The 12,572-nt window shown below is 55.5% G+C and carries 12 protein-coding genes; 7 read left to right on the forward strand and 5 right to left on the reverse strand.

Annotated features, from left to right (window positions below; all coding sequences use genetic code 11):
* Positions 1 to 17 precede the first annotated feature (17 nt).
* Positions 18 to 1,325 (reverse strand): adenylate/guanylate cyclase domain-containing protein, encoded by a 1,308-nt coding sequence (locus Q0835_RS15140; RefSeq protein ID WP_298962569.1) that lies wholly within the window; start codon positions 1,323 to 1,325, stop codon positions 18 to 20.
* A 232-nt stretch (positions 1,326 to 1,557) separates the two neighbouring features.
* Here Q0835_RS15140 and Q0835_RS15145 point away from each other — a divergent pair, with 232 nt between their 5' ends.
* The gene (locus tag Q0835_RS15145) at positions 1,558 to 2,775 is read left to right on the forward strand and encodes a DUF1176 domain-containing protein (RefSeq protein WP_298962572.1); all 1,218 of its coding nucleotides are present in this window, start codon (positions 1,558 to 1,560) and stop codon (positions 2,773 to 2,775) included.
* Between the two features lie 59 nt (positions 2,776 to 2,834).
* On the opposite strand, the gene Q0835_RS15150 is transcribed toward Q0835_RS15145, so the two are convergent.
* A complete protein-coding gene (locus Q0835_RS15150) occupies positions 2,835 to 3,218 on the reverse strand; it encodes a hypothetical protein (protein ID WP_298812365.1) in 384 nt (127 codons plus the stop codon).
* Between the two features lie 331 nt (positions 3,219 to 3,549).
* On the opposite strand from Q0835_RS15150, the gene Q0835_RS15155 reads away from it, so the two are divergent.
* Positions 3,550 to 5,043 carry a hypothetical protein gene (locus Q0835_RS15155; RefSeq protein ID WP_298962575.1) on the forward strand — a complete coding sequence of 498 codons (1,494 nt, stop codon included), beginning with the start codon at positions 3,550 to 3,552 and terminating at the stop codon, positions 5,041 to 5,043.
* Positions 5,044 to 5,184: 141 nt separating this feature from the next.
* Here the strand turns inward: Q0835_RS15155 and Q0835_RS15160 are convergent, their stop codons facing one another.
* Together Q0835_RS15160 and Q0835_RS15165 are read right to left on the reverse strand one after the other, a co-directional pair.
* Entirely contained in the window at positions 5,185 to 6,183 is a 999-nt protein-coding gene (locus Q0835_RS15160; protein ID WP_298962578.1) for an NAD-dependent epimerase/dehydratase family protein, read from the reverse strand.
* 52 nt (positions 6,184 to 6,235) lie between these two features.
* Complete coding sequence (locus Q0835_RS15165) at positions 6,236 to 6,571, reverse strand: hypothetical protein (protein WP_298962580.1); 336 nt, start codon at positions 6,569 to 6,571, stop codon at positions 6,236 to 6,238.
* Between the two features lie 15 nt (positions 6,572 to 6,586).
* Here Q0835_RS15165 and Q0835_RS15170 point away from each other — a divergent pair, with 15 nt between their 5' ends.
* Complete coding sequence (locus Q0835_RS15170; RefSeq protein WP_298812374.1) at positions 6,587 to 6,871, forward strand: hypothetical protein; 285 nt, start codon at positions 6,587 to 6,589, stop codon at positions 6,869 to 6,871.
* A 329-nt stretch (positions 6,872 to 7,200) separates the two neighbouring features.
* Here Q0835_RS15170 and clpS read toward each other — a convergent pair whose 3' ends face one another.
* Complete coding sequence (gene clpS / locus Q0835_RS15175) at positions 7,201 to 7,497, reverse strand: ATP-dependent Clp protease adapter ClpS (RefSeq protein ID WP_298812378.1); 297 nt, start codon at positions 7,495 to 7,497, stop codon at positions 7,201 to 7,203.
* 379 nt (positions 7,498 to 7,876) lie between these two features.
* Between clpS and Q0835_RS15180 the strand changes: the two genes are divergently transcribed.
* From Q0835_RS15180 to Q0835_RS15195, 4 genes are all read left to right on the forward strand, one after another.
* On the forward strand, positions 7,877 to 8,440 hold the full coding sequence (locus Q0835_RS15180; RefSeq protein WP_298962582.1) for a chalcone isomerase family protein: 564 nt from the start codon (positions 7,877 to 7,879) through the stop codon (positions 8,438 to 8,440).
* Positions 8,437 to 9,825, forward strand: coding sequence for an MFS transporter (locus tag Q0835_RS15185; protein ID WP_298962585.1), 1,389 nt, complete (start codon positions 8,437 to 8,439; stop codon positions 9,823 to 9,825). The genes Q0835_RS15180 and Q0835_RS15185 overlap by 4 nt, the downstream gene beginning before the upstream one ends.
* 67 nt (positions 9,826 to 9,892) lie before the next feature.
* Positions 9,893 to 10,213, forward strand: coding sequence for a DUF6665 family protein (locus Q0835_RS15190; protein WP_298962588.1), 321 nt, complete (start codon positions 9,893 to 9,895; stop codon positions 10,211 to 10,213).
* Positions 10,214 to 10,518: 305 nt separating this feature from the next.
* Positions 10,519 to 12,537, forward strand: coding sequence for a calcium-binding protein (locus Q0835_RS15195; RefSeq protein ID WP_298962590.1), 2,019 nt, complete (start codon positions 10,519 to 10,521; stop codon positions 12,535 to 12,537).
* Positions 12,538 to 12,572 lie beyond the last annotated feature (35 nt).

Below are 12,572 nucleotides of genomic sequence, written 5' to 3' on the forward strand. Positions count from 1 at the left end.
CGCAGCGGAACTCAATCTCAAACCTTCAAGGGCAGCGTGAAAACCGGGACAGGATCGGCAAGTCCACGCAGCTGCTGCAGTCCAAGCAGCTGGGGTGTTTCCCCCGCAAGTTTCCCGGAAACACCGGCATCCATCAGAACGGACTGCCCGAGAACCTTGGCATGTGCTTCCAGTCGGGCCGCGCGGTTGACCGTGTCACCATAAACGGTGAAGGCCTGCCGATCTGATGAACCGATGCTGCCCGCCGCAACCGGTCCAGCCGCAAGCCCGATACGGATCGAGAAACCGGCCTGTTTAGCGCACAGCAGCAAATCGCGGCCTGCGGCAACCGCATCCTGCTCAGGATGATCGCTGTCAATCGGCGCGCCAAAAGAGGCCATCAGACCGTCGCCGGTGAACTGAATGACGACCCCGTCGTGCCGGCTGACCTCTTCGGCACATCCGGACAGGAAGTCGTTCAGGTTTTCAATCACTTCTGTTGGAGGCCGACCGGCCGAGTAAGCCGTGAAACCGGCGATATCCATGACAAGGATTGCCGCATGACGTTCCTGCGGGACAAGAGCGGACGGATCGTCGATCAGGCGCTGGGCAATGGCTTCAGGCACATAACGGCCGAGTGTCGCCGCAATCTGCTCGCGCTCCGCCTGGGCAGCGACCTGTGCCATGAAAACCCGGCGGGCACGCAGCACGGCAAGCGCCAGGATGAGCGTTGCTATCATCAAAAAACCGGTCTCTTCGATCCGGTTGCCGCGCCCGATGAAATTGGCTGACAGAAACAGCGCCTCATAGTCTGCCTTGGTGGCTCCGGGCGTCAGGTCCGACCAGGAAAGCGTGGTCTCCAGGTCCGAGATCGCGATGAAAAAAGCTGCGAACCAACCCGCCACGGCGACACCGCCGGCCCAGAGCACCAGTTTCGGCGACAAGGACAGCGTCGCCATGGCAATCAGCGGAAACAGGTAGTAGATGCCATAGGCCCTGAATGCGAGGATCTGCGGCACCGTTTCACCCTGGACAAGCGGCAGAAATGCAAAGACCGCACAGATGCCCAGAATGTCGACCGTATAGATCGCGTATTTCATCCACCAGCGGTCGAAGCGCGTTCCGATCACAGCAGCATGAGCGATTCCGACCGCGGTGAATATCCCCAACACGCCGAAGACCAGAGGATTGGGATAAAAGCCGAAGGCAACCCATGAGGAGCCAACCCAGAGGAACGCAGCGCCGACCACAAGCGTCCGGCAGACGATGGCAAGCCTCAGGCCACGCTGCTCGGTCCGCAAAAGACGGGAAGTATCGGGCAACTCACTGGCAGGGCTTTGGCTCATCTTGCGCGCTCCATCGGCGAAGACATAGGACCGCACGCTGAAATTGTAAGGCTTCCGATCCAGGTGCATTGCCGTCGACAAGAACCCGGCGGGCGATGACAGCAAGTCGTTGTGATCCAGCGTCCGTGCCGGTTGTCGAGCTTGTTTCCCACACGTTGCTGCCCGAATGATCGATTGACAACGCACGCAACCTCGTCATCTTCAAAGCATGATCTGGTCAGAGGGGGCTGACATGGCGTTTAGATTTTTTCTTTCTCTGAGCGTATTGCTCTTGGGCACGGGCGGTGCCTTCGCGGAGTTGGCCAAAACCGGCTACGGCAAATGGTCGGTATCCTGCGATGAAAACAACTACTGTATTGCCGTGACCAGCGGTGAAGGTTCGAATGGCGAAGCTTTCCGCATGAAGGTTGAGCGCGGCGCCAAACCTGCCAGCCAGGTCTATGTCACCTTCGATCCGACAACGGAGCTGCAAGTTGGCCTGCCGGCCCGCATCGAGATCGAAAGCCTTGAAGAAGACAATTACGGCTATTTCGGCAAGGTCGACAAAGTCTACAAGGGCAACGAAATGACCTTTGGCGGCGCATCTGATCGTGACCTCATCGAGAAGCTGCGCTTGGGTGAAGATGCCGCCATCCAGATCGAATTCGGAGGCTCCACCGGAACACTCACCTACTGGGTGTCGATGAACGGCATCACCCATTCCCTCCTGAAAATGGACGAGGCGCAGGGCCGTGTCGGCCGACTGGACGCCATTGTCGCCTGGGGCGGTCTGCCGTCGGACAAAGCGACGGGCATCGCTGCAGCGCCTTCAACCACGAGCCAACCTGCTGCCCGTGACAATGCTGCCGCAGCAACAGACACGGCCTCGGCAGCATCGAACGCGGCATCCGCTGCCCCTGCCGACGATTTGCCGCCTCCCGTGATGCCCTCGCAAGATCAGACTGCGGGCCTCAGCGGACCCGTCGGCCAGGTCTATAACCTGAATGAAGTGCCGGATTCGGTTCAGATGACCGGTTATCGAGTGCTTGACTGCGCTCTTGAAGAAACTGTTCCCGCCTTCGGCGCGCAGTATTACGCCGAGGGCGACGTAGAAACCTGGGTTGTCCCCTGCACGATGGCCGATGCCAATGTGCCTTTCTACATGATGGTTCATATTCCCTTTAACCCGTCACTTGACGAGCTGAAAGAATTCGAGACACCGCCGGACTTCAACCAGCCAAACCATGCGCTCGTCAACAACCTGTTCTTCGACCCCGGCACCGGTCAGGTGACAGGCACCACATATTACTCTCCGAACTATGACTGCGGTGCCTTCGAGCGCCATGAGATAGAAGCCGAGTCGGGCAACTACACGCTGATGGAATATCAGGAAAAATCCAACTGCGACGGTGTCTCGGGACCGCCGGAAGGCTGGCCACTGAGCTGGACGATCGACGAAATGGGGGGCTGAAAAGAGGCCTGAACATCAGGTTTCAGGAACCTTCCAGGGGCCGCATTCGGACTGCGGCCTCATTGCGCTGAAGTGAAAAGGCCCTGAAAGGTCGCGCACTGGATCACAAGAACCCCGTTCATGGTCGGAGCGTTCATGTCGATGACAATCTCGATGTAATCGCTCGTTGACCCTTTCACATACTCAAGCTGCTGCTTGCATTCGTCGAGGCCGCCATCGGATTCGATGAGGATTTCATTGCCCATGCCTCCGGAAGGAACGACAGTCAGCGTGAGTGCCCAGGGATCTTCATCGACATGGTCACCTTCCGTAATCGCCAGAATGTCCTGCCCCGCGATACGGTATGTGAGCAGTTGCTGATATGCAGCAGCGGGCACGAGCGGCAACGCCACTGCACTCACAAAAGCAACAGCAAGGAAAACCCGGTTCAGCAATCGTATCATTCGGTGTCCCCCCAAAAAAACATCCCTCACAGGACGCCACGCACACAGCGCCGCGTCAACAAAATTGCCTTCGGCGGCGGCAAGCCGGTGAGGATCGACGACTGGTAAACATGACAGGTTCGACAGTGCAGCCAGCAATCTGTTTGTTAACCAAAAGGTAAACTCCGTTAAAATGCCGGGGATATCTGTCTTTTAGGGGTAACACTTTGCAATGTATTGTGGCGTTCAGACCTCGTGAGTCGTTGAAACGCCCACGACAAATGAGTTAATAAAGAGTTAAGGTATGCGTATCTCGCCGGTGCGGCGCCGGCGCGGAAGTCAGGAGACAGGAATGGGCATTTTCTCGAAAACCACGCGCCCTGGTAGTGACCAGGAGCAGCGGGTCGAGACATCAAGCACGAGCCAGCAGGTAGAAGAGGCAACACCGGCTCCGGGTCAAAGCGGCAACGTTGAGCAGCTCTCACCTTTTGCGCTCAAGATGCAGGAGAAAATGAACCTGCTTGATGGCCTGAAAACACGGGTTGGCGGCCTTAACCAGACTTTCGATCAGATGGCCGCCTTCGCGGCGGAAAGCCAGACATCGATCCGCATGATGGCGGATTATCTGGAAGCCTCGCGCACAAGCGTCGAAACTGAAGTTCGTCTGAAATCCGAAAACGCCAAGATTTCGACCGATCTCCTGGACGCCGAACACAAAATCAAGACCCTGACAACGCAATTGGAAGACGCTCAGGCAGAAGTGCACTCTCTCAGGAAGCGTTCAACTGAAACCCGCACGGCCCTGGAAACCGCGCGCAATGACATCGTCTCCATTCGCGACAACAACAAAAAGGTCAATGAAGACTACCGCCAGCAAAGCGCAAAGCTGGTGGATGCCAACGCGCAAGTCGCAGACCTGTCCGGTCAGCTGAACGATTTACACGCCAAGCACGACACGCTTGAAAAGCATTCCGAGAGCCTTGGAAGCGACCTTGAGGCGTTCAAACTGCGTGAAAAGGAACTTCAGCAGAACCTGTCGGAAAGCGCGAAGCTGCTAGAAGACGAGATCCGCAAGAACAATCAGGCCTCAAGTGAACTGGAATCCGCCAAGCGCGAGCTTGTGGAGTTCCGCAACAACAACATCGACCTGAAGTCGCATCTCGATGTTGCCAATCAGGAACTGGTCTATGCCAAGTCCCGGCTAGAGGAAGAACAGCGCAAGCACGACAACGAGGTTTACGCGCTCAACGCAGAAATCGAGAACCTGTCCTCTCAACGTCGGATCGGCGCCCAGTCCCTGCAGGAAATGGCGCGCGAGAACACTCAGCTGAAAGACCGCAGCCGTGATCTCCTGAAACGGATGCAGGAAATCGAACACCTCCTCGACAGTGCGCAGAAGAACCACGAGAAGGACCGCAACGAGCTGATGGCAACCACCGCCAAGCTGCGTGAACTCAATCTGCGTTATAATTCTGCGCTGACAGACCTGAACCACCAGCGGAATCAGAACCAGAAATTCGCAGACAATCTGGAAGACCTCGTCGAAGAAAACAAACGCCTGCAGCGCTACAAGATCCAGGTGGATACGGCCAACGAACAGATTGTTCAGCTCAAGTCCGTGATCACCAACTATCAGATGGCGATGGAGGGCAAAGGCCCGGCAGAAGAACTCGGCATCACAGAGGGTTTTGATCCTGCAGCCGAACTCGGCATCACCGAGCCCGCCTCAGGCGATCTGAAACCAATGGATTTGGATACGACGAGTGACGCCGCCGACGATCTGACCAACCCCGATGACGACAGGCCAGGTGGTGGCAACGACAAGATCGTTAAGCTCCGCGACTAGGCCATCGGCTGGGCGAACGTGAATACATGAAAATCAAAGCGGTCTTGAGTTTCATTCAAGGCCGCTTTTGTTTGACCCGGTTGGGCGCCCCTCATCCCCTTGGCTCGAGCACTCGCAAGCGGACGGGCGGGCGGGCGGGCATCAACTTGCCTGCAACAATCGATCTGCCCGTGACAGGTAAGCGCCGTAAAGAGCCCTGAGTTCTTCATCGAAAAAACCGTTTTGCCGATATCCAAGCGCTCGGATGGCTTTGTCATTCAGACAAGCGGCCGGTTCACCGCTGCCCTGTTCCTTCACAAAACGCAAGCCGGTTCGAGCTCCCGCCAGGTCATAAATCCTCTTTGCCACCCGCAGATCGGATAAGCGCTCTTCACCGCCAAGGTTATAGACCGAAAGATTTTCGGAGGACGGCAGACAAAGCAATTGGCAGATGGCAGCCGACAGATCACCGACAGGCAGGTAGGAACGTTCGGTCCGGCCATCTGCTTCAAGCGAAAGTCGTTGCCGTCTGAGTGCCTCGATGACCAGTCGCGGGATCCTCTTTTCCGAATGCTGACCTGCCCCAACCGTTGTCACCGGACGCAGAATCGTTGCATTCAACCCGGTCTGTGCTGCCTGTATTACGGCTTCTTCGGCCATTGCCTTCGACGTTGCATAGGGTGTTTCAGGCCGCAATGGTGCGGTTTCCTTGAGCGCGCCCCTACCCGAACCATAAACCTGATGTGTGCTGACATGGATGAATTTCTTGACGCCGAGATCGCGGGCGGCATTCAAAAGGGTCTCCGTTCCGACCACGTTGACGTCGAAAAAGAGTTCGGGATTGACAATCGATCGTGGCACATGCGTTTCCGCTGCCAGATGAATGACTGCATCACTTCCCTCAAGTGCTCTGGAAACGTCCGACACCGAGCGTATATCACCACGCAGAATCGGCAGACTTTTCCCCGAAAACGGATATCCGAGCCGTCGGAAGTCCGCTGCATAGGTAACACGGTCGAAAATCACGAGTTCTTCAACATTTTCCATCGATGCCAACCGGGAAGCTACCCGGGCTCCGACAAAGCCTAATCCCCCTGTGACGACAACTTTGCGAAAGGAAGTGTTTTGTTCCGGTGCAAACGGTTTCGCATCGCGTTTCATAGTGGGACGGATCCTGTTCCTAGCCTTGTCTATTAGCTTGGAACAGCAGATTTCATGCCAGAAACCAGGCCTGTCCGCTCACCGTTTGGCCGAAAGCTGTTTCGCACCCATCCTCATCGGCATGCAGCTTCAAAGACCATTTTGTTGCAGGCACATTGATTTCATTGAAAATGCTTTGCAAACCGCTGATCAGCCCTTCTTCTTCGGCGTCAATCTCGTCTTCGAAAATGACAAGCAACTCAGCCGAAGCCCCGTCCGACAGATCGACAACAATCTCGCAGCGCTCGCCCGGCGACATTTCCATCATTGTCATGGAGACCGGTTCCACCAACAGACCACCGTCGCTGCCGATCTTGAAGAAGGTTCGATCCTCGATAATTGCGGGCAAATCATCGACGCCACAATGAGAGGGCAAATCGATTGCATCGCTGTCTTCGTGGTCATTGTTTTTGGCACCAGCCTTGTTGAAATCGTCTCAAAATTCATGAGTGGAGAAACCTTGCACTCAATGGCCGACCATGTTGCAAGGCTGGCCCTGAGCGCACTGGTGCTGGCGGGATTTGTTTTTGAACGCCGCGCTCAGCAAAATGCTCTGAAGGATCTTGGCGGTCAGCTCCAAAACGCGCGCGGTCAACTTGCCCGGATTGATTCCAGATCCCCTGGACTGCAGGGCAATACAGCGCAATGATGCAAAAACAGTTTGACGCCTGGAACCTCACCGGCAGCGAGCAGGATGTTGTCATCGGCATGTTGAAGGGATTGTCCTTCCGGGAAATAGCAGGACTTCGACAGACATGAGAAAAGACTGTTCGCCAACAGGCCTCATCTGTTTACCGGAAGGCGGGTGTTTCCAGCCGAAACGAACTCACAGCCTGGTTCTTTGAGGACATGCTTGATCCGCCGGCGTCGGGCGATTGACGACCAGACCTGTCTCCGGCGATCTCACTCGCATTCCAGTCGGTTCGGCAGAAATCGCGTTTTGGGTCATGAGAGACCAGAGGCTGAGAAAGCTAAAAATTATTCGGGTTCGACCGTGAACTGCAGCGGATAGCCAAGTTGCCCTGCTGCATCAATCGCGCGCGTCGCCTTCGTCTCAGCCACATCTTTCGGATAGACCGAAACAACACAGGCCCCTTTTTGATGGGCCGTGATCATGACCACCTCAGCCTGCGCCATGTCCAGCCGAAATTCGGCCTTCAAAATCAGAACCACAAATTCACGCGGTGTGTAGTCGTCATTCACCAGCACGACCTTATAAAGCTTTGGCCGCTGAACTTTGGTCTTTTGTTTCGGTTTTAGGTCAATCTCACTCATCGCACTGGCCTAAGCTGCCGCCGTCATCTCCGGACGCATTGTTTTGACTGTCTCTTTGGAAGTACCGCCGAAATATTCATGTCGGCGTATCGTCGACTTGCTAATATTTCCTTGCCGACAACCCCAGCATTCACCGCAGGTTCCCGAAAGGAAGCAGACTGTCTCTGAAAGACAGTATAGTGCATCGCGAAATCGAAGAAAACATGACAGGCGAATATTTGTACCAAATCCGCAGAATGCGGAACGCCAAAACCGGCCGTTGAGCACCGATTTCACGAACGCGTGAAGTCTGCGGTTCATTTTTTGAAAATCTAGCAGCCGTTCTCGCTCGTAGGCAGAGCAGTCGCTCAAGACAGAACTGCCGTCCGGAGGAATGAACATGATCCAGCGCCTCATCACAAAAGTTTCACGCTGGCCCGCAACGGCGCTGTTCAGCCTGCTGCTCACGTTTGCCCTGGTCATGCCAGATACTGCTCGGGCCGACCTCGGAGCGGCCGCAAGATCCGTTCCATCCGCCGAGCTGGTGGGCAAGGGTCGAATGACATATCTGGGTTTCAAGGTCTTTGATGCAGAACTTTACGCCCCCGGCGGCAGTTATCGCCCTTCGACCCCCTTCGCCCTGAAACTCACATATCTCCGGAATTTCAAGGGCAAAGACATCACATCAAGCTCCGTGAAGGAAATCAAACGTCAGGGCGGTGTGTCCCAACAGCAATTGGACAGCTGGACCAAGCAGATGCAGTCCATTTTCCCGAATGTCTCCTCCGGTCAATCGATCATTGGTGTCCGCACGGCGAAGGGAAGCACCATCTTTTACCTCGGCAACCGCAAACTGGGCTCGATCAACGACGCAGCCTTCACAAACAAATTCTTCTCGATTTGGCTCGGTAACAGCACACGCAATCCACAATTGCGCGCCAAGCTTGTCGGCGGCGGTTCGTGACATCAGACACCGACGACCCACACACTTCGCCGATGAAAACTGCAATTTCGCCTGAACCCGCCCCTCAGCCCAAAGGGGCGCGAGGCACACCAACATCTTCCTTTCAGTCCAGAACTGTCCCTGTTTCAATCTCAGGACTGGCTGCCTATAGCGCAATGGCCTTTCCCCTGGCCTTCGCCGGGCTGCCAATCTACCTTCATGCTCCTGATTTTTATGCTGTAACGCTCGGGCAACCTCTGGCCGCTCTAGGGGCTGTCCTGCTCGGTCTGCGTTTGTTCGATGCCGTCCAGGACCCTTTGATCGGCAGCCTCAGCGACAGGTTTCATCATCGGCGCGGAATGATCCTTGGAGCCGGCGCCGTCCTGCTGGGTGCGGGTTTCTGGATGCTGTTTCATCCCATGGAACAGATTCCTTTGCTGTGGTTTGCCATTTCAGTATTGCTTTGCACCACCGGCTTCTCCGTCGTGTCGATAAATTTCCAGACGCTTGGCGGCCTATGGCGAACCCATAGCCGGGACCGCACAAGAATAACCGCGAGCCGTGAAGCGGTCGGTCTGCTCGGTTTGCTGGCCGCGTCCGTTGCCCCTCCGCTTTTGGCCGGTCTTAGTGGCAAGGAAGCTGCCTTTCACTGGCTGTCGCTGGCTTACCTGCCGTTCCTGGCAATAGCCCTTTGGCTGCTGTTGCGTTGGATGCGGCAGACCCCCGTCAACGAGCCACCGGCAAATGTTCGTGGAACCGGATGGTTGAAGTTGATCGGTGATCGCTGGCGGGCGCTGTTCTTTGGCATGGTCTTCCTGAACACGTTCGCCAGTGCTATTCCGGCTGTTCTGGTGCTGTTTTTCATCCGGGATCGTCTGGAAGCGGAATCATTGACCGGTTTGTTTCTGCTTATTTACTTTCTTGCCGGTGCGCTTTCCATGCCAATTTGGACATGGTTTGCAGCCCGCCTAGGGAAAATGCGCGCCTGGCAATGTTCACTCGGGGCTGCAATCCTGACATTCTGCTGGGCCGCACTTTTGCAGCCAGGGGACATTACGGCCTACGCACTGGTATGCGCGTTGTCGGGACTGGCGCTCGGCGCTGATCTGGCTCTTCCACCAGCAATTCTTGCAGACCACATCGATGAAGACCACCGGCAGGCTGATGCCTCCAGGCTGTTCTCTGTCATGGCCTTTCAATCAAAGGGCGCGCTTGCGGTCGCGACCGGTCTGGCGCTGCCCCTGCTGGGCCTGGCGGGATACCAGCCGGGCGGTACGATGACACCTGAACTCGGCTTTCTGCTCAGCATCACCTATGCCGGCATTCCTTGCGTTTTGAAACTTCTTGCCCTCATCGGACTTCTCTGGTTCGAAAAAGATCTTGCCCTGAACAAATCCCCCGTGTGACCTTCGCGAAAGAAGACTTGCAGACGGAACAAGCAAGATGAGTGTTCGACCGCCTAGACAGACATCAATGTCCGACAAGGACCCATTGGCAGCTGCACTTGAGCAGGAGATCCTAAACGAAAAGGCATCGACACTCTCCCGCCTGAACAAGAAGCTGGAGGCGGCTCTCGATAGGTTGAAGAAGGCCGAGGCAGATCTGGATCGTTCGCCAGAAGAAAGGCACGCAAGACTTGCCGACGCAAGCGAAGCGCTCTGGCACGTCACCATTCAAAGAGAACTCTGTGGCCTTCGGCAGCACCGCGCTTTCTATGATTTTCTCGGCGTTCCTAAGGCGGTGCGGCTACACATGGGGCCGGCCAGCAGCGTCAGAACAATGAAAGCAAAATAATAAACTAGACCTGCTTTATATAGTTGCCAGCACGCTAGCCTCATCTGGATACAATTTGTCCGTCGATTTGAGCCAGTGATTTCCTCCCAAATTCGCGCCTGTCGAAAAGTATCATTTGTATCAAATGTAAAACAGCTGCTGATACGTGGCTTACAATTAAGACGTTTCTTCCTTCATCCAAACATCCAGCAGATACATCCGGCGCTGAAGATAGCTGCTCCGCTATCGAATTCAACGCGGAACTGGGCAGGACAGTTTGAACCCAAAGTAGCAACAGGGCTGCATACACTTGAAGGAATATTGAAATGTCTACCAGGCTAACTGGCCGAGCAAACACATCTCCTGCCAACACCGGTAAATTTGAACAACTGCGACCTTCCGAGCCCCTCAGAAAGGGCGACATTGAGGAAATCATCTCAGAAACACAAGGGCGCGAGACTATTTTCAATGATTACAATGGCAGACGCGCAGAGCGTGAAGGCCCAAGCCTCGGCATCGAGTTCGAGAGTGAAGGTGGTCTAGAACCAATCGCAATGCGTGGCCGTTCGCTCAACAATCTCAAACAGATTGGGTTGGCAAATGCTGAAGCTGATGACCAGGCATCTGCAAACTGGAACGTCATTGCCGAACTAGAATCGGATTTTGCCAGCGCAGTGTCTCGCCTCCAGTCAAATCTAAGTTCAAATCTTAAAAAATTGGGCGCTGCCAACCGGTTTGAGCCTTTTCCATCGAACCTCAGTTTTGAAGCTGGAAATTTCCAACCGTTGGATCAAACCATTTGGATCGACTGGTATGATGACGATTTTTATGCCGGTGGCGATGGCATCGACATTGCCTATGGTCTCGGTGGCGTCGACAATCTCTGGCTCAACGGCGGCAACGATGTTGCCTATGGTGGCAGCGACAACGACTACATTTATGGCGGAAACGGCGCAGACCGACTTAACGGCGATAGCGGCGACGACAAACTTTACGGTCATGATGGCAACGACATCCTCAATGGCGGCACCGGTGATGACTACCTATCAGGTTGGCGCGGCGATGATGAACTTCTCGGCGGAACCGGCAACGACACTCTGGAAGGTGACGGCGGAAACGACCTTTTGAGCGGTGGCCACGGTGACGATTATCTCTATGGCGGAAACGAAGATGATCTCCTTTATGGCGGTCATGGGAACGATCGCCTCTATGGAAACCGGCACAATGACCGCGTCTATGGTCAGGACGGCGATGACTTAATCAGCGGTGGCACGGGTGACGACAGGCTTTACGGCGGCAACGGCGAAGATCTGATCTATGGCGACTTTGGAGACGACATTCTCTACGGTGGTAGTGACAACGACACCCTCCACGGTGGCCGGGACGACGACACCCTCTATGGCGAATCCGGAAACGATACCCTTTTCGGCGAAGAAGGAAACGACACCCTTTTCGGCGGCAGCGGCATCGACCGGCTTTATGGTGAAGATGGCGATGACAATCTGAACGGTGGTTCCGGCAATGATCTGATGTGGGGCGGCGACGGCGCCGACACCATGTATGGCGGAATTGGCGCTGATGCCATGCAGGGCGGGAATGGCGATGACGTGATGTCGGGCGCCAACGGCAACGACATCCTGTGGGGTCAGAATGGCGCCGACGTCCTGAACGGCGGTTGGGGCAATGACTCCCTCTACGGTGGCGAAGGCGACGACGAAGTCAATGGCGACGGCGGCAACGACTTCCTCTATGGGCAGCAAGGAGAAGATACAATAAATGGCGGGTCAGGAGCCGATCAGATGTTCGGCGGTGAAGACCGGGACAAATTGTATGGCGGGATCGGCAACGATACGCAATATGGCGGCGACGGCAACGACCTGGTTTATGGCGAGGATGGAGCTGACAGTCTTTACGGTGGAGCCGGCATTGACCTCATAAATGGCGGTGAAGGCAACGACTTCATCAGTGGTGGAACCAACAGCCAGGGGTTCAACTTTGGCGATGGCCTTTTCGGAGGCGCGGGCTGGGACACATTCCATTTCCAGTCAGGTGACAGCGGTGGTTCTGGCGGCAATCCGATGGACATCATCTTCGATTTCGGTGATGGCGGTGACATGCTCTTTTTCGAGGGTTTTGGCGGTGCGAACTTCCTCGGAGAACAGTCGAGCTTCTCAAACGGCCTGGGTGCCGAAGCCTATTTCGAGCACACGTTTTTCGACGTAGACGGTATCGGAGATGCAACGGTGGTTCACATTCGTGACAATGCCGGTCAAAACGCAGATGTCTCCGTCATCTTGCTTGGGCATCTTGATCTCGATGCCCAGTCGGACGTGTTCATCATTTAACTTTCGGTACTGCGAGATGTCAGGCGGCGGGAAAA

This window comes from uncultured Roseibium sp. (assembly GCF_947499295.1).
In the GTDB taxonomy this organism is placed as follows: domain Bacteria; phylum Pseudomonadota; class Alphaproteobacteria; order Rhizobiales; family Stappiaceae; genus Roseibium.